The sequence below is a fragment of the Ramlibacter tataouinensis genome, from assembly GCF_027941915.1.
Lineage (GTDB): Bacteria > Pseudomonadota > Gammaproteobacteria > Burkholderiales > Burkholderiaceae_C > Ramlibacter > Ramlibacter tataouinensis_C.
On record NZ_CP116009.1, the window covers coordinates 225,797 to 243,468 of the forward strand.

At 72.1% G+C, this 17,672-nt stretch carries 13 protein-coding genes; 10 read left to right on the forward strand and 3 right to left on the reverse strand.

Annotation, left to right across the window (positions count from 1 at the left end):
- Positions 1 to 4: 4 nt before the first annotated feature.
- The gene (locus tag PE066_RS01055; RefSeq protein WP_271234719.1) at positions 5 to 5,041 is read left to right on the forward strand and encodes a malto-oligosyltrehalose synthase; all 5,037 of its coding nucleotides are present in this window, start codon (positions 5 to 7) and stop codon (positions 5,039 to 5,041) included.
- The gene (gene glgA / locus PE066_RS01060; protein ID WP_336298445.1) at positions 5,038 to 6,519 is read left to right on the forward strand and encodes a glycogen synthase GlgA; all 1,482 of its coding nucleotides are present in this window, start codon (positions 5,038 to 5,040) and stop codon (positions 6,517 to 6,519) included. Before PE066_RS01055 ends, glgA begins: the two co-directional genes overlap by 4 nt.
- A gap of 745 nt (positions 6,520 to 7,264) precedes the next feature.
- On the opposite strand, the gene PE066_RS01065 is transcribed toward glgA, so the two are convergent.
- The gene (locus PE066_RS01065; protein WP_271234720.1) at positions 7,265 to 7,828 is read right to left on the reverse strand and encodes an NADPH-dependent FMN reductase; all 564 of its coding nucleotides are present in this window, start codon (positions 7,826 to 7,828) and stop codon (positions 7,265 to 7,267) included.
- Positions 7,829 to 7,945: 117 nt separating this feature from the next.
- Positions 7,946 to 8,854 (reverse strand): serine O-acetyltransferase EpsC, encoded by a 909-nt coding sequence (epsC, locus tag PE066_RS01070; protein ID WP_271234721.1) that lies wholly within the window; start codon positions 8,852 to 8,854, stop codon positions 7,946 to 7,948.
- A 174-nt stretch (positions 8,855 to 9,028) separates the two neighbouring features.
- Here epsC and PE066_RS01075 point away from each other — a divergent pair, with 174 nt between their 5' ends.
- A complete protein-coding gene (locus tag PE066_RS01075) occupies positions 9,029 to 9,301 on the forward strand; it encodes an oxidative damage protection protein (RefSeq protein ID WP_271234722.1) in 273 nt (90 codons plus the stop codon).
- A 12-nt stretch (positions 9,302 to 9,313) separates the two neighbouring features.
- Positions 9,314 to 11,161 carry a tRNA (5-methylaminomethyl-2-thiouridine)(34)-methyltransferase MnmD gene (mnmD, locus tag PE066_RS01080; protein WP_271234723.1) on the forward strand — a complete coding sequence of 616 codons (1,848 nt, stop codon included), beginning with the start codon at positions 9,314 to 9,316 and terminating at the stop codon, positions 11,159 to 11,161.
- Here the strand turns inward: mnmD and PE066_RS01085 are convergent.
- Positions 11,136 to 11,885 carry a response regulator gene (locus PE066_RS01085; protein WP_271234724.1) on the reverse strand — a complete coding sequence of 250 codons (750 nt, stop codon included), beginning with the start codon at positions 11,883 to 11,885 and terminating at the stop codon, positions 11,136 to 11,138. The two genes, mnmD and PE066_RS01085, sit on opposite strands and share 26 nt — an antisense overlap.
- A gap of 136 nt (positions 11,886 to 12,021) precedes the next feature.
- Between PE066_RS01085 and PE066_RS01090 the strand changes: the two genes are divergently transcribed.
- From PE066_RS01090 to fdxA, 6 genes are all read left to right on the forward strand, one after another.
- Positions 12,022 to 13,833 (forward strand): nitrite/sulfite reductase, encoded by a 1,812-nt coding sequence (locus PE066_RS01090; protein WP_271234725.1) that lies wholly within the window; start codon positions 12,022 to 12,024, stop codon positions 13,831 to 13,833.
- Entirely contained in the window at positions 13,830 to 14,222 is a 393-nt protein-coding gene (locus PE066_RS01095) for a DUF934 domain-containing protein (protein ID WP_271234726.1), read from the forward strand. The genes PE066_RS01090 and PE066_RS01095 overlap by 4 nt, the downstream gene beginning before the upstream one ends.
- Positions 14,222 to 14,944 (forward strand): phosphoadenylyl-sulfate reductase, encoded by a 723-nt coding sequence (locus PE066_RS01100; protein WP_271234727.1) that lies wholly within the window; start codon positions 14,222 to 14,224, stop codon positions 14,942 to 14,944. The genes PE066_RS01095 and PE066_RS01100 overlap by 1 nt, the downstream gene beginning before the upstream one ends.
- A complete protein-coding gene (gene cysD / locus PE066_RS01105; protein ID WP_271234728.1) occupies positions 14,941 to 15,873 on the forward strand; it encodes a sulfate adenylyltransferase subunit CysD in 933 nt (310 codons plus the stop codon). Before PE066_RS01100 ends, cysD begins: the two co-directional genes overlap by 4 nt.
- Positions 15,873 to 17,135 carry a sulfate adenylyltransferase subunit 1 gene (locus PE066_RS01110; RefSeq protein ID WP_271234729.1) on the forward strand — a complete coding sequence of 421 codons (1,263 nt, stop codon included), beginning with the start codon at positions 15,873 to 15,875 and terminating at the stop codon, positions 17,133 to 17,135. Before cysD ends, PE066_RS01110 begins: the two co-directional genes overlap by 1 nt.
- Before the next feature lie 109 nt (positions 17,136 to 17,244).
- Positions 17,245 to 17,568, forward strand: a complete 324-nt coding sequence (gene fdxA, locus PE066_RS01115) for a ferredoxin FdxA (protein ID WP_271234730.1) — start codon at positions 17,245 to 17,247, stop codon at positions 17,566 to 17,568.
- Positions 17,569 to 17,672 lie beyond the last annotated feature (104 nt).

Sequence of the window (17,672 nt, forward strand, 5' to 3'; positions counted from 1 at the left end):
CGCCATGAACCCCGACCCCGACCTCGCCCGCCGGGCCGAGCAGTGCGGCATCGCCCTGCGCTACACCAGCTTCTGGGGCGAGGAGCAGGCGGTGCCCGATGCCGTGCTGGCGCAGGCGCTGGCCAGCATGCGTGCGGACGAACTCGGGGCGTTCGAGGTCGAGGGTTTGCCGCCGGTGCACGTCGCCGTCGAAGGCGACGAGGTCCGGATCGCCTGGCAGGGCCCTTGCGATGCCACGCACTGGAAGCTGCGCCGGGAGGACAGCGACGAAGCCGCATCGCTGCACGGCGAAGTCATGCACGACGGCAGCGCGCACTCGATCACCCTTCCCGCCGACCTGCCGGCCGGCTACTGGCAGCTCACCGTCGCCGGCAGCGAGGCCACCACCTGCCTCCTCGTCATCGCCCCGCGCCGTTGCTGGACCCCCTCCGCGCTGCTCGAGGGCGAGCGCTGGTGGGGCTGCACGGTGCAGCTCTACGCACTGCGCTCCGCGCGCAACTGGGGCATCGGAGATTTCGGCGACCTGCGCCGGCTGGTGGACGCCGCCGCGCGGCAGGGTGCCTCTTTCGTCGGCCTGTCGCCGCTGCACGCTTTGTTCCCGCAGCGGCCCGAAGCCGCCAGTCCCTACAGCCCGTCCAGCCGGCGCGCGCTCAACCCGATGTTCCTGGACGTGCAGGCGCTGGCCGAGGTCGCCGGCTGCGACGAAGCGCAGCGCAAGCTGCACGACGAGGACTTCCAGGACCGGCTGCGCCGCCTGCGCGAGACCGACCAAGTCGACTACGCCGGCGTGGCTGCCGCCAAGGAAGAGATGTTGGCCCTGCTCTGGCGCCACTTCGAGACGCAAGAGCTGCAGGCAGCCTCGCCGCGCAGCCAGGCCTTTGTCCGCTTCATGCAGGAACGCGAGGCCACACTGGGCCCGCATGCGCTGTTCGAGGCGCTGCAGGCGCACCTGCAGGCGAGCGATCCGGGTGCCTGGGGCTGGCCGGACTGGCCGCCGGGGTGGCAGGACCCGGAAGGCGAGGCAGTGCAGGCATTCCGCCGCACACACGCCTCGGCGATCCGCTACCGCTTGTGGCTGCAGTGGCTGGCCGAGACGCAGCTCGAATCCGTTCAGCGCCACGCCCGCTCGCGCGGCATGGGGCTGGGGCTGTACCGCGACCTGGCGGTGGGCGTCAACCCGGGCGGCGCCGAAACCTGGGTCCGGCCTTCGCTCCATGCGCTGGGCATGGCCGTGGGCGCGCCGCCCGATCCCCTGAACATCCAGGGGCAGAACTGGGGCCTGCCGCCGGTCAACCCGGTGCTGCTGCGCGCGGCGCGCTACCAGCCCTTCATCGACACCCTGCGCGCCAACATGCGCCACGCCGGCGCGCTGCGGCTGGACCACGTGATGGCCCTGATGCGGCTGTTCTGGATCGGCGCCGAGGGCGGCACCTACGTCCGCTACCCGCTGCGCGAGCTGCTGGGCATCCTGGTGCTGGAGAGCCATCGCCAGCAATGCCTGGTGATCGGCGAGGACCTGGGCAATGTCGCGCCCGACATGCGCGAGGCCATGCGCGAGCGCGGGCTGTTGTCGTATCGGCCGCTGCTGTTCGAGCGCACGCCCGCCGGCGGCTTCCGTCCGCCCGCCGAGTGGCCGCCGCAGGCGCTGGCCGTCGCCAGCACGCACGACCTGCCGACCCTGCGCGGCTTCTGGCTGGGCGATGACCTGGAACTGCAGGCGCAGCTCGGCCTGTTCCCGGACGATGCCCGGCGCGAACTGGCGGTGCTGGACCGGGCCCAGGACCGGGCCCGGCTGCTGCTGGCCCTGGAACGCGAACGGCTGCTGCCGCCTGGCGCGAGCGCACAGCCGGCCTCGGTGCCGGATGCCACGCCCGAATTCGTGGCCGCCGTGCATGCCTTTCTCGCTCGCACGCCGTGCTGGCTGGCCGGGGTGCAGCTGGAAGACGTGGCCGGCCAGCGGCTGCAGGTCAACGTGCCCGGCACCACCGAGGACCAGTGCCCCAACTGGCGGCGCAAGCTCGATCTGCCGCTGGAGACGCTGGCCAGCGACGCGCGCTTCGCCGCCGTGGCGGCCGTGATGCGGGCCGAGCGCAGCGGCCCGGCGCCCGATGCCGCCCCGGCCGAGCTGCCTCCGCTGGACAGCGCGCGCATCCCGGCCGCCACCTACCGCGTGCAGTTCCACGAGGGCTGCCGCTTCGCCGACGTGGCCGAGGCCGTGCCCTACCTGCGGGCGCTGGGCGTGAGCCATCTCTACAGCTCGCCGTTCCTGCGCGCCCGCCCCGGCAGCACCCACGGCTACGACATCGTGGACCACTCGGCGCTCAACCCGGAGCTGGGCGACGAGCACGACTTCGAACGGCTGTGCCGCGCGCTGCGCCGCCACGGCATGGGCCACATGCTGGACCTGGTGCCCAACCACATGGGCGTGCTGGAAGCGGACAACGCCTGGTGGCTGCAAGTGCTGGAACACGGCCAGGCTTCGGCCCATGCGCAAACCTTCGACATCGAGTGGGACCCCGCGGCGCCCGAGATGCGCGGGCGGGTCCTGCTGCCGGTGCTGGGCGACCACTACGGCCGGGTGCTGGAGGCCGGCGAGCTGCGCCTGCACTTCGCCGCCGAGGCCGGCGCCTTCGAGTTGCGCTACTTGGACCACCGCTTCCCGCTCGACCCCGCGAGCTACCCGGACATCCTGGCCGTGCTGCCGCCACCGTTCGCGCAGGACGAGGCCGAGAGCGACAGCCACGCCGTGGTCGCCTCGCTGCTCGCCTCGTTCGAGCGGCTGCCGCCGCGCGACAGCGCCGACGAAGGCGAGCGCCGCGCCCGCGTGCGCGACGCGGCGATCTACCAGCGCAACCTGGCGCGGCTAGCAGGGCGCCATGGCTGGCTGGCCCGGTGGATCGCCGCCTGCATCCAGCGATTCAGTGGCACGCCGGGCGACGCCGCCAGCTTCGACCGGCTGGACCGCCTCGTTGCGCGCCAGGCCTGGCGGCTGGCCGACTGGCACGTGGCGAGCGACGACGTCAACTACCGGCGCTTCTTCGACGTCAACACGCTGGCGGGGCTGCGCATGGAACGCCCCGAAGTCTTCGAGGCCACCCACGCCCGGGTGCTGCAGTGGCTGCAGGACGGGCACCTGGATGCGCTGCGCATCGACCACCCCGACGGCCTGTCAGATCCGCAACAGTACTTCGAACGACTGCAAGCCCGCCATGCGCGCCAGGCGGAAGTCGCTGGCCGCGAGCCACGCGCGCTGTACCTGGTGGTCGAGAAGATCCTGGCCGGGCACGAGCCGCTGCCGCACGGCTGGCCGGTGCACGGCGACACCGGCTACCGCTTCGCCGCGCTGGCCAACGGGCTGTTCGTCGACGGCAGCCGGGTCGATGCCATGGACCAGGGCTATCGCAGCTTCACCGGCGTGCGCGAGGACTTCGCCGAAATCGCGTACCAGTGCAAGCGCCTGATCATCGGCAGCTCGCTGTTCTCCGAGCTGAACTGGCTGGTGGAGGCGGTCCATCGCATCACCCGGGCCAACCGGCGGCGCTGCGACTTCACCCGCCACCGGCTGCGGCTGGCGCTGGCCGAGATCGCCGCCGGCTTTCCGGTCTACCGCACCTACCTGCGCGTGGGCGAGCCGCCCAGCGCCGCCGACCGGCGCCACCTCGACTGGGCGGTGGCGGCGGCGCGCCGCCGACTGGGCGGCTCCGAGGCCGGCGTGCTGGACCACGTGCGCGAGGTGCTGCTGGGCGAAGGCGAAGCCGCCGCCGTGCCGGCGCCGCAGCGGGCCCGCCTGCTGGCGCGCTGGCAGCAGTTCACCGCGCCGGTGATGGCCAAGGCGGTGGAAGACACGGCCTTCTACCGCTACCTGCGCCTGGTCTCGCTGAACGAGGTCGGGGGCGAACCGGCGGCCTACGGCATCTCGGTGGCGGCCTTCCACGCCGCCAACCTGGCGCGCGCCCGGCACCGGCCGCAGTGCCTGCTGGCGACCTCCACCCACGACAGCAAGCGCGGCGAAGACCTGCGCGCGCGCATCGACGTGCTGTCCGAGCAGCCCCACACCTGGCTGGACGCCGTGCAGCGCTGGGCCGGCTGGGCCGAGCGCTTCGTCACCGACACCGAAGCCGGCCCGGCGCCCAGCCGCAACGACATCTGGCTGCTGTTCCAGACCCTGGCCGGGCTGTGGCCGGCGCTGGAGCCCCATGCGCAGGAACGCGCGGCCTTGCGCGAGCGCCTGCAGGCCTACATGCGCAAGGCGGCGCGCGAGGCCAGGCAGCGCACCAGCTGGATTTCGCCCGACCCCGCCTACGAGGACGCGCTGGCGCGCTACGTCGAGGCGGTGTTGCGACCGGGCGCCAACCCGTTCGCCGACGAGCTGCAGCGCTTCACCGCACGCCTCGCGCCCTGGGGCTTTCGCAACAGCCTGGCGCAGCTGGCGCTCAAGTTCACCGCCCCCGGCGTGCCGGACATCTACCAGGGCTGCGAGCGCTGGAACTTCAGCCTGGTCGATCCCGACAACCGGCGGCCGGTGGACTTCGGCGAGCTGGCGCGTTCACTGGCGCAGCTCCAGGCGCGCTGCGCCGACGGCGTCGCGCCGCCAGGGTTGTGGGCGGAGCTCCAGGCCCGCATGGCCGACGGCCGCATCAAGCAGGCGGTGACCTGGCGCCTGCTGCAATTGCGCCGGCGCTGGCCGCAGCTGTTCCGCGACGGCGCCTACCTGCCGTTGCCGGCCGAGGGGCCGGCCGGCGAGCATGCCGTCGCCTTCGCCCGCACCCACGCTGGCGACGCCGCGCTGGTGGTGGCGGCGCGCCTGGCCTGCAGCCTGTGCGGCAACGACGAATCGCGCTGGCGGCCGGCCCTGTGGCGCGGCACGCGCCTGCGCGCCAGCGATGCATCTGCGCTGGCCGGCTGGCCGGCCTGGCGCAACGCGCTCACCGGGATCGAGCTCTCCGCGCACGCGATGACCGACCTGGAAACCCTCTTCGCCAGCGCCGCCGGCCTGCCCTTTGCCGTGCTGGAGGCGCACCAGGAAAAGGAGCCGGCATGAACGTCCTCTTCGCCACGCCCGAATGCGCCCCCTACGTCAAGACCGGCGGCCTGGGCGACGTCAGCGGCGCCCTGCCGGCGGCGCTGGCGGCGCGCGGCCACGACGTGCGCGTGCTGCTGCCCGCCTACCGCGGCATGAAGGTCAGCGGCGAGCTGGGCGACGGCATCGACCTGCCGGCCAGCGGTCCCTGGCCGGCCGCGCAACTGCTGCCGGTGAAGGCCGACAACGGCGTCACGCTGCTGCTGCTGGCCTGTCCGGCCCTGTACCAGCGCGCCGGCGGCCCCTACCTGGACAGCAGCGGGCGCGACTACGCGGACAACGCCCTGCGTTTCGGCTTCCTCAGCCGGGTGGCCGCCCTGCTCGGCACCGCCGGCAGCCCGATCGAGGGCTGGCAGGCCGACATCGTGCACGCCAACGACTGGCCCTGCGCGCTGGCGCCGCTGTACCTGGCGCACGCGCGCAAGCAGGACACGCACCGGCCGGTGGCCGCCAGCGTGCTGACCATCCACAACATCGCCTTCCAGGGCGTATTCGAGCTGGCCCAGGCCGACCGGCTGGACATTCCCGGCCCCTGGCGCGGCATCGAAGGCGTGGAGTTCTGGGGCCAGCTGTCCATGCTCAAGGGCGGCCTGCAGTTCGCCCAGGCGATCACCACCGTGAGCCCGACCTACGCGCAGGAGATCCAGACGCCGGCCTTCGGTGCCGGCCTCGACGGCGTGCTGCGCAGCCGCGCCGACCGGCTCACCGGCATCCTGAACGGCATCGACACGGCGGTGTGGAACCCGGCCTCGGACCCCTTGCTGCCTCACCGCTACACGGCCGACGACCTGTCGGGCAAGGCGCGCAACAAGGCCACGCTGCAGGCGCAGTGCGGCCTGTCGCCCGATCCCAACGCGATGGTGTTCGGGCTGGTGAGCCGGCTCACACCCCAAAAGGGCATCGACCTGGTGCTGCAAGCACTGCCGGCCCTGCTGCAGTCCGGCAGCCAGCTCGCGCTGCTGGGCAGCGGCGATGCGCAGTTGCAGCAGCGGCTGCTGGAGGCCGCCGCCCATGCCCCGCGCGCTGCCAGCGTGACGCTCGGCTTCAACGAAACGCTGGCCCACCTGATCGAGGCCGGCTCGGACTGCTTCCTCATGCCCTCGCGCTTCGAGCCCTGCGGCCTGAACCAGATGTACAGCCAGGCCTATGGCACGCCGCCGGTGGTAGGCGGCACCGGCGGGCTGGTGGATTCGGTGGTGGACGCGACGCTGGATCCGGTCGGCGGCAGCGGCTTCGTCATGCGCTCGGCCGATGGCGAAGGGTTTGCCGAGGCCCTGGCCCGCGCGCGCGCCGCATGGACGCGCCCGGCCGAGTGGCGCCGCATCCAGGGCAACGGCATGCGCCGCGACTTCGGCTGGACGGCCAGTGCGGGGCGTTACGAGCAGGTGTATGCCGAGGCGGTGGAGCGGGCTCGGCCGCGGTCTTATCCGACGGCTTGAAACGGGCGGCCGGGAGGACACGCCCTCCATCCTCCACGGCCGCTTTTCGCTTGCGGCAACCTACCCTGGAAGAAACCCCCTTGCCAATCGACCGCCGTCTTTCGCCTGCGGCGACCTACTTTTCTTTGCTTCGCCAAAGAAAAGTAGGCAAAAGAAAGGCGACCCCGGTGCCTGTGACCCGCGCTGTCGCGCGGGCAACCTTCGCCTCGGCTGCTCGGCCGGGGCCCGCACGAAACTCGCCGCACCGCCTTCCCTGCGGTCGGCGGCGCTTTCGCTCAAACAGCGTGCAGGCCTGATCCGGCCTCCGCCGCGCCGCGAAGGCACAGTCACAGGGGAGCAAGGGTCAACACGGCCGCAAGCGGCCGTGTCCTTGTGGTGGTGGGGCTTGGCATAGCGCACCGCCATGTTGTGGTGGTGGGGCCTGCCAGCACGCCGCCATGTCAGGCACCTCTTCGAATTCGCACGCTGGTTCACGCGGTGGGCGGCGCCTGACGGGGCCGATTTGTGGGGCGCCGCGAAATTGCTCCGGCCTGGAGCAGCGCGCCGCAGGCGCGCGGACGTGCACTGACTTGGCGGCAACTGTCCGAGTGGTGCGACGAAGGAGCACAACGAGTCTTGCCGCCCGCCCCAGGCCGGAGCCATTTCGCGGGAAGCCCTCCAAGCGAAGCGCGCAGGGTCGCCACACCATGAGGCACCGGCAGCCGCGCCCCCCGGCCTCGGCTCACCCTACTTCAAGCGCGGCGCGTCAGGCGGTCGCGTGCTTCTTCACCCAAGCGCAGTACTTGTCCATCCACCCCTGCAGGAACTTGCGGGTCTCCTCGATGCCAATGCCGCCGTCGGGGGCGAACAGGCCTTCGCGGGCCTGCACGAAGGCCTCGGGCTGGCCGAGGGTGGGCATGTCCAGGTAGGCCAGGGTGTTGCGCAGGTGCTGCTGCGCCATGGACGTGCCCAACGCGCCGACCGAGATGCCGATCACGCCGGCCGCCTTGCCGGCGAAGGCGCTCTGGCCATAGGGCCGCGAGGCGTTGTCGATCGCATTCTTGAGCACGCCGGGAACCGAGCGGTTGTACTCGGGTGTCACGAACAGCACGCCCTGGGCGTTGCTGATCTCGCCCTTGAGCCGCTTCACCGGCTCGGGCATGTTGGCGTCCAGGTCCTGGTTGTACAGCGGGATGTCGCTGAGGACGCACTCCTGGAAACTGAATTCGGACGGCGCCATCTTGAACAGCGCGTGCGCCAGCTTGCGGTTGAACGAGTCCTTGCGCAGGCTCCCCACGAGGACGGCGACACGGTAGCTGTTGGTGGCCATGGTTTCTCCAGTTGCAGTTGAGGCGGGACAATCCCCATTCTGGGCGGATCGCGCGTGCCGTGCCGGGGGCCGCAACCTTTCGCAAGGACTGTCGCAGGTGCATGCCTGCAGGCCCGTTCAGCTCACGCCGCGGCCTTCGTCGTTGCGCGCCTGCGCCACGCTGCCGCCGGCCGGCACGTCGTGGGTGACCCAGACGTTGCCGCCGATCACCGCGCCCTTGCCGATGGTCACGCGCCCCAGCACCGTCGCGCCGGCATAGATGACCACGTCATCCTCGACGATGGGATGCCGCGGCAGGCCCTTGGTGAGCTGGCCGTCTTCGCCCACCGGGAAGCGCTTGGCGCCGAGCGTGACGTTCTGGTAGAGCCGCACGCGCTCGCCGATGACGCAGGTCTCGCCGATCACGACGCCGGTGCCGTGGTCGATGAAGAAGCCGGCACCGATCGTCGCGCCGGGATGGATGTCGATGCCGGTGCGGCTGTGCGCGCTCTCCGAGACGATGCGCGCCAGCAGCGGCAGCCCGAGCTGGTACAGCTTGTGGGCCAGCCGGTGGTGGATCATGGCCAGCACGCCCGGGTAGCACAGCAGGACTTCGTCGACGCTGCGTGCCGCCGGGTCGCCGTGCCAGGCGGCCAGCACGTCGGTGTCCAGCAGGCGGCGGATCGCCGGCAGCGACTGCGCGAAGTCGCGCACCAGCGCGCCGGCGCGCTCCCTCACGTCGGCCGTCGGCCCTTCGCCGCGGCGCGAAGCCTGGCAGACCTCCAGCACCGCCTGCTGCAGCAGGCCGCGCAGCGCCGCATCCAGCGTGTGGCCGACATAGAAGTCCTCGGACTCGTTGCGCAGGTCGGGCGGGCCCAGGCGCATGGGGAACAGCGCGCCCTTGATCTGCTCGACGATGCGCTCCAGCGCCTGCGGCGAGGGCAACTCGCGCCCGCCGTTCTCGCGCGAGCGTCCCTGCGAGTCGCGCCAGTCGCTGCGCGCCGCGTGCAGGCCCTGCACGACGGCGCCGATGTCGAAGGAGGTCATGGGTGATGGGTTTCCAGATGGAAGGGCGCCACGATACCGGAGAACGCCGGCCACCGATGCGACGCAGCCCAACATCCCGCGCCGCGCTGGGGGTGTGCGCCGGCGCGTTGCACAGGAGGGCCATGCGATGTTGCTACAGTCGGCGGGTTCCCTTTCGTTCAGCAGGAGGCGCCGATGGCGCGCACGGTCCAATGCATCAAGCTCGGCCAGGAAGCCGAGGGCCTCGATTTCCCGCCCTACCCGGGCGAACTTGGCAAGCGCATCTACGACAACGTCAGCAAGCAGGCCTGGCAGGATTGGCTCAAGCACCAGACCATGCTGGTCAACGAGAACCGGCTGAACCTGGCCGACCAGCGCGCCCGCGAGTACCTCAAGCGCCAGATGGAGGCGCACTTCTTCGGCGGCGGCGCCGACGTCGCCCAGGGCTACGTCCCGCCCACGCGCTGATCGCCGCCCACCGTGGCCGAGCCGGTCGAGTGGCTGCCTGACGGCACGCCGCGCAGCGCGCGCTTCGACGACATCTACCGCAGCCACGCCGGCGCCCTGGCGCAGGCGCGCCATGTGTTCCTGGGCGGCTGCGGGCTCCCGCAGGCCTGGGCCGGGCGACCGCAGTGGCGCATCCTGGAAACCGGCTTCGGGCTGGGTCTGAACTTCCTGGCGGCCTGGCGCGCCTGGAAGGACGATCCGCAGCGCCCGCAGATCCTTCACTTCGTCTCCGTCGAGGCCTGGCCGGTCGCGGCCGGCGACCTGCTGCGCAGCGCCGCCGCCACGCCCGAACTGGAGCCGCTGGCGCGCGAACTGGCGGCGCAGTGGTGGGGCCTGGTACCCGGCTTCCACCGGCTGCAGTTCGAGGGCGGGCGCGTGCTGCTCACGCTGTGCGTGGGCGAGGCCCGGCCGCTGCTGCGCGAACAGGCGTTCGCCGCCGATTCGGTGTTCCTCGATGGCTTCGACCCGCAGCGCAACCCGGCGATGTGGGCACTGGACACGCTCAAGGCGGTGGCGCGCTGCTGCCGCCGCGGCACCCGGCTGGCGACCTGGAGCGTGGCCGGACACGTGCGGCGCGACCTGGAGCTGTGCGGCTTCGCGGTGGAGAAGGTGCCCGGCCTGCCGCCCAAGCACGAAAGCCTGCAGGCGCGCTTCAACCCGCCCTGGACGCTGAAGCATGCGCCGCCGCAGCCGCGCGCGGCGGCCGTCGGCAAGGCCTTCGTGGTCGGCAGCGGGCTGGCCGGCGCCGCGGTCGCCGCCGCACTGGCGCTGCGCGGCTGGCAGGTCCAGGTGCTGGATGCCGCCGCGGCTGCGGCCGCCGGCGCCTCGGGCCTGCCTGCCGGGCTGCTGGCGCCGCACACCTCGCCCGACGACAACCTGCTCTCGCGCCTGTCGCGCGCCGGCGTGCGCCTGAGCCTGCAGCAGGCGCAGATGCGGCTGGCGGCCGGCCGCGACTGGCAACGCACCGGCGTGCTGCAGCGCCGCTTCGACCCGCGCCGGCTGCCCGACCTGGGTCCCTGGCAGCACGATTGGCAACAGCCGCTCGACGAGGAAGCGGCCAGCGTCTGGCATGCCGCCGCGGCCTGGGTGCGCCCCGCCGCGCTCGTGCAAGCCTGGCTGGCCGAGCCGGGCATCGAGTGGCGCGGCCACACGCCGGTCGATCGCCTCGAGCGGCACGAGGGGCAATGGCAGGCGCTGGACGCGGCCGGCCAGGTGCTGGCCCGGGCCGACCTCGCGGTGGTCGCGGCCGGCCTGGACAGCGCCGGGCTGCTGCCTTCCTCCGGCGACGACCCCGCGGCCCCTGCCATCCGCCTGCATGCGGTCCGCGGCCAGGTGAGCTGGGACCTGCTGGAGGCCGGCCCGGCCCTGGCGGCGCACCCGCACAACGGCAAGGGCCACTTCCTGCCCGACGTCCAGCTGCCGCAGGGCCGCGCCTGGCTGTCCGGCTCCACCTACGTGCGCGCCGACCGCTCGACGCAGGCGCGACCCGAGGAGCATCGGGCCAACCTGGAGCGGCTGCGCCTGCTGGTGCCCGACGCGGCGCAGCGGCTGGCGGCGCGCTTCGAGCGGGGCGAGGTGCGCGCCTGGACCGGCGTGCGCTGCGCCTCGGGCGACCGCCGGCCGCTGGTGGGGGAGATCGAACCGGGCCTGTGGGTCAGCACGGCGCTGGGTTCGCGCGGGCTGACCTTCGCGCACCTGTGCGCCGAACTGCTGGCTGCGCGCCTGCACGCCGAGCCGCTGCCGGTACCGACCCGGCTGGCCGCCGCGCTCGATGCGACCCGGCCGGCGGCGATCGCTACGCGCGTTCCAGCAACGCCTTGAGCCGGGCGGGATCGGCCGGCATGGCCAGCAGCGCCGGCCGCCCGCTCCACAGCGCGCGCAGCCGGTCGACGACCGAGACGCCCGGCTTGGTGACGATCAGGTGCGCGCCGCCCTGCCCGCCGGTGCGCAACTGCCGCACGAAGTCCCAGCCGTCCTCCCCGCCCAGCCCGAAGTCCACCAGCAGGATCGAATAGCGGTTCAGGCGCGCGAGTTCCAGCGCGTCGGCCGCCGTCGCGGCCTCGTCGGCCTGGGTCAGTCCGGCGAGCGACAGGCGGGCGCGCAGGTACAGGCGCTCGTTGCGGTCGGCGGCGGCGATCAGCGCCCGCTGCGGAGGCGGGCCGGGCTCGGGCGGCAAGGTGTCCTGGGCTTCCTCGTCGGTCGTCGCACCGAGGTCGAAATCCAGGTCCGGCGGCGGCCCGAAGAGCTGGTCCATGGCCGCGATGACGTCCGGCCACTGGATCGGGCGCTGGAAGCTGCGCCAGGCGGTGGGCGGCGCGCCGGCGCCCACCCAGATCATCTTCAGCTCGTGGTTGCTCGGGGATTCGAACTCGACCACCGCCTCGTGCGATTCGCTGTCGATCAGCGCCATCTGGGCGGCCACGCCGTAGTCGGGGCTCCACAGCGCGTAGCCCGTGTCGCGTTCCTCCGACAGGCGAAACAGGGTGTTCAGCGCGTGGCGCTCCACGTCGCTGAACCCCAGCACCTTGACGAAGACCCTCTGCATCTGTTCCCCGGCTTTGGGCCGGAATTATGGCCGCTGGCCCAACCGTGGGAAATCGAGCCCGCATATGCATATGCGCATAAGCGGCCAAGAAAAAAGTCGTTGGGGCGCGGGGCCGCGCCTCCTAGAGTCGCGCCCCATGTACCGTTACACCGAGTTCGACCGCGCCTTCGTGCAGGCCCGGGCCGCGCAGTACCGCGACCAGCTCGAGCGCCACCTGGCCGGCCAGTTGCCGGAGGACGATTTCCGCCCGCTGCGCCTGCAGAACGGCTGGTACGTCCAGCGCTACGCGCCCATGCTGCGCGTCGCCGTGCCCTATGGCGAGATCTCCAGCGCGCAGCTGCGCGTGCTGGCGCGCATCGCGCGCGAGTACGACCAGCCCGATGCCGACCTGCTGCACCGCGCGCAGCAGCAGCAGCTGGCGCTGGGCGAAGTGCCGGTGCCCGGCGGCACGCCGGTGGCGAGCCGCCTCAAGCACGGCTACGGCCACTTCACCACGCGCACCAACGTGCAGTTCAACTGGATCCCGCTGGTGCGCAGCGCCGAGGTGATGGAGCTGCTGGCAAGCGTCGACATGCACGGCATCCAGACCAGCGGCAACTGCGTGCGCAACATCACCGCCGACGCGCTGGCCGGCATCGCGCCCGACGAGATCGCCGATCCGCGGCCCTTCTGCGAGATCCTGCGGCAGTGGAGTTCGCTGCACCCCGAGTTCTCCTTCCTGCCGCGCAAGTTCAAGATCGCCATCAACGGCGCGCAGGAGGACCGCGCGGCGCTGGGCTGGTACGACATCGGCCTGCAGCTGCTGCGCAACGAGGCCGGCGAGCTGGGCTTCCGCGTCCAGGTCGGCGGCGGCATGGGCCGCACGCCCATCATCGGCACCGTGGTGCGCGGCTTCCTGCCCTGGCACCAGCTGATCAACTACGTCGAGGCGGCGATCCGGGTCTACAACCACTACGGCCGCCGCGACAACGCCTGGAAGGCGCGCATCAAGATCCTGGTCAAGGCCGAGGGCCAGCGCTACATCGATGCGGTCGAGGCCGAGTACGCCCGCATCGTGGCCGGCGGCGCCGCCCACACCATCACGCAGGCCGAGTACGACCGCGTGGCCGCATGCTTCGAGGCCCCGTCGGTGCGTCCCACGCTGAAGGACCCGCGCCTGCACGAGATCGTGCGCGACGACGCCGAAGCCGACCCCGGCTTCGACCGCTGGCTGCAGCGCAACGTGCGCGCCCACCGCGATCCGGTGCTGCGGGCCGTCACGCTGTCGTTCAAGCGGCTGGGCCAGGCGCCCGGCGACGCCACCGCCGACCAGCTCGATGCCGCGGCCGAACTGGCCCAGCGCTTCTCCTCGGGCGAGGCGCGCGTCACCCACGAGCAGAACCTGCTGCTGCCCTGGGTGCACCAGGACGACCTGCCCGAACTGTGGGCCGCTGCCCGCAAGCTGGGGCTGGCGCGGCCCAACATCGGCCTGCTCACCGACATGATCGCCTGCCCGGGCGGCGACTTCTGCTCGCTGGCCAACGCGCGCTCGCTGCCGATCGCCGAGGCCATCACCCAGCGCTACCAGGACCTGGACGAGGAGCACGACCTGGGCGAGATCGACCTCAACATCTCCGGCTGCATCAACTCCTGCGGCCACCACCATGCCGGCCACATCGGCATCCTCGGCGTCGACAAGGACGGCCGCGAGTGGTACCAGGTGACGGTGGGCGGCGCCGACGGCTCCGACCTGTCCGGCGCCGCCACGCCGGGCAAGGTGCTGGGCCCCTCCTTCAGCGCTGCGGAAGTGCCGGAAGTGGTCGAAGCCCTGCTGGACACCTATCGGCGCGAGCGCATCAGCGTGGAGGGGCGGCTGGAGACCTTCATCGCCACCGTGCGGCGCACCGGCATCGAGCCCTTCAAGGCCGCCGCCAACGCAGCCCGCCTGGCAGAGAAGGAGACCGCATGACGGCCCGCACCCTCCAGGTCCTGACCGCCCACGAGTACGCGGAGATGGGCACCGGCATGAACGTGCTGCGCATCGCCAACGACCGCGACGTGGAAGACCTCGACTTCGAAGGCGCCCAGGTGATCGAGCTGGACTTTCCCCGGTTCACCGACGGCCGCGCCTACAGCCAGGCCCACGCGCTGCGCCGGCGCGGGTTCGGCGGTGAACTGCGCGCCGTCGGCGCGGTGCTGATCGACCAGCTGGTGCTGATGCAGCGCAGCGGTTTCTCCAGCGCGGTGCTGCGGGCCGACCAGAACCCGGCCCATGCGCAGCGCCAGTTCGATCGCTTCGCCGCCTTCTACCAGGGCGACGCCACCGGCAACCAGCCGCGTTTCCGGAGCGCGGCCTGATGCGCGCGACCGAGCTGCACGCGCGGCCTTCGCCCGGTTACGAAGCCCGGCTCGAGCGCACGCGTTCGCTGCTGGTGCGCGCGGCGGCCGGGTACGCGCCGCTGGTGCAGGCCAGCAGTTTGGGTGCCGAGGACATGGTGATCTCGCACCTCGTGCAGTCGCTGGAGCTGGACATCCCCGTGTTCGTGCTCGATACGGGCCTGCTGCACGCCGAGACGCTGGCGGTGCTGGAGCGCCTCCAGGCGCGTTCGCGCGTGCCGGTGCAGGTCTGGCGGCCGGAACCGGATGCGGTGATCCGCTTCGTCGAGCGCGAAGGCGACCGGGCCATGTACCGCAGCGTCGAGCTGCGCAAGGCCTGCTGCCACATCCGCAAGGTCGAGCCGCTGCAGCGCGCGCTGGCCGGCCAGCGCGCCTGGATCACCGGGCTGCGGCGCGAGCAGTCGGCCGCCCGCGCCGAAGTGCCGCTGGTGGACGACAGCGAGCCGCGCGTCAAGTTCAACCCGCTGGCCGAATGGACCTGGGGCGACGTCTGGCACTGCATCGCGACCGAGGGCATCGACTACCACCCGCTGCACGACCAGTTCTATCCCAGCATCGGCTGCGCGCCCTGCACCCGGGCGATCAGCCTGGGCGAGGACTTCCGGGCCGGGAGGTGGTGGTGGGAGGATGCGTCCGCGAAGGAATGCGGCCTGCACGTCAAGACCGAAGGAGAACCCGCATGAACGCCCGCGTGGACCCGCAGCTGCTCGCCCGCCTGGGCAACGGCCACCTCGATGCGCTGGAGGAGGAAGCGATCTTCGTGCTGCGCGAGGTGGCTGGCGCCTTCGAGCGCCCCGCCCTGCTGTTCTCCGGCGGCAAGGATTCGCTGGTGCTGCTGCGCTGTGCCGAGAAGGCGTTCGGCATCGGCCGCCTGCCCTACCCGCTGCTGATGATCGACACCGGGCACAACTTCCCGGAGGTCACCGGTTTCCGCGACCGACGCGCGGCGGAACTGGGCGCCGAGCTGATCGTGCGCAGCGTGGAAGACTCGATGCGGCGCGGCACAGTCCGCCTGGCCCGCCCCGACGAACCGCGCAACCCGCACCAGTCGGTCACCCTGCTGGAGGCGGTGGAGGAGTTCCGCTTCGACGCGCTGATCGGCGGTGCCCGCCGCGACGAGGAGAAGGCCCGCGCCAAGGAGCGCATGTTCTCCCACCGCGACGGCTTCGGCCAGTGGCAGCCCAAGAGCCAGCGGCCCGAGCTGTGGACGCTGTTCAACACCCGGCTGCACCCCGGCGAGCACTTCCGCGTGTTCCCGATCTCCAACTGGACCGAGCTGGACGTGTGGCAGTACATCGAGCGCGAGCAGATCGAACTGCCGTCGCTCTACTACGCGCACCAGCGCCAGGTGGTCGAGCGCAAGGGCCTGCTGGTGCCCGTGACCGAGCTGACCCCGCCGCGCGAAGGCGAAACCGCCACCCCGCGCACGGTGCGCTTCCGCACCCTGGGCGACATCACCTGCACCTGCCCGGTGGCCAGCACGGCCGCGAACGCCGCCGAAGTGGTGGCCGAGACGCTGGCCGTCGAAGTCAGCGAGCGCGGCGCCACCCGCATGGACGACAAGACCTCGGACGCGTCCATGGAGCGGCGCAAGAAGGAAGGGTATTTCTGATGGCGACCGATACCGCAGCCCCGCTGCGCTTCATCACCGCCGGCTCGGTCGACGACGGCAAGAGCACGCTGATCGGCCGGCTGCTGGTCGACAGCAAGGCCGTGCTGCAGGACCAGCTGGCCGGCGTACAGCGCGCCGGCGCCACCGACCTGGCCCTGCTCACCGACGGCCTGCAGGCCGAGCGCGAACAGGGCATCACGATCGACGTGGCCTGGCGCTACTTCGCCACGCCGGCGCGCAAGTTCATCATCGGCGACGCGCCCGGCCACGAGCAGTACACCCGCAACATGGTCACCGCCGCTTCGGCCGCGGACGCCGTGGTGGTGCTGGTCGATGCCACCAAGCTGGCCTGGCAGGCGGGCGAGCCGGCGCTGCTGCCGCAGACGCACCGGCACGCCCTGCTGGCCCACCTGCTGCGGGTGCCCTCGATCGTGTTCGCGGTGAACAAGCTCGATGCCATCGAGGACCCCGCGCTGGCCTTCGGCCGCATCGCGTCCGCCCTGCAGCGCTTCGCCGCAGCCGCCGGCCTGCAGGCGCAGGCGGTGGTGCCGGTCTCGGCGTTGCAAGGGCTCAACGTGGTCCAGCCCACGCCGGGATGGTGCGGCTACCAGGGCCCGTCCCTGCTGCAGTGCCTGGAATCGCTACCGGTAGCAGCCGCCGAGACCCAGGAAACCTTCTCGTTCCCGGTGCAATGGGTGGAGAAGGCGCCCGAGGGCAGCGACACGCGCCAGGGCCGCCGCGTGTTCTGGGGCCGGGTGGCCACCGGCGCGGTGGCGCCGGGCCAGGCCGTGCGGGTGATGCCCTCGGGGCAGACGGCCCAGGTGGTGCAGGTGCTGGACGGCGTGCGCCGGCCGCGCGAAGTGGCCGCCGGCCACAGCGCCGGCCTGGTGCTGGACCGCGAGGTCGATGTCTCCCGCGGCGACTGGCTGCTGGCGGCCGACGCGCCGGAAGCGGTGCGCGAGCTGTCGGGCACCATCGCCTGGCTGGACGACGAGCCCCTGCCGGCCGGCCGGGTGTACTGGGCGCTGCACGGCCACCGCTGGGTCAAGGCCCGCGTGCGGCGGGTGGTCCATCGCCTGGACATCCACACCCTGCAGCCGCAGCCGGCCGGGGAACTGGAGCCCAACGCCATCGGCCGGATCGAGTTGGCCCTGCAGGAGCCGCTGGCCGTGCGCTCCTTCGGGCGCGCCCGTGGACCGGGCTCGCTGGTCCTGGTCGATACCACCAGCCACCGCACCGCCGCGGCGCTGCTGGTCGATTGAGCAACGTCAAGGTAGCCCGCCGGGCTCTGCGGCACCATGCCCTCGAGCCCGTCCGGCCCCTGCCGGACCGTTAAAATTCGGGGTTTTCCCCAGCGATGACCGCCAGCACATGACCCACGTCGTCACCGAACAATGTATCCGCTGCAAGTACACCGACTGCGTGGACGTCTGCCCCGTGGACTGCTTCCGCGAAGGCCCCAACATGCTGGTGATCGATCCGGACGAGTGCATCGACTGCGCCGTCTGCATCCCGGAGTGCCCGGTGAACGCGATCTATGCCGAGGAGGACGTCCCGGCCGACCAGGTGGCCTTCATCAAGCTCAATGCCGAACTGTCGCCGGCCTGGAAGAGCATCACCAAGCGCAAGCCGGCGCTGGACGACGCCGAGGAATGGAAGGACAAGCCGGGCAAGCTCTCGGAGCTCATCCGGTAATAGGACCACCCCGGGACAACGACCACCCCGAAGCGCCTTCGGCGCCTCCCCTCAAGGGGCGCCGCCAGCGGCCCGGCGAAGCCGGTTCCGCGGCGGCCCCGAGT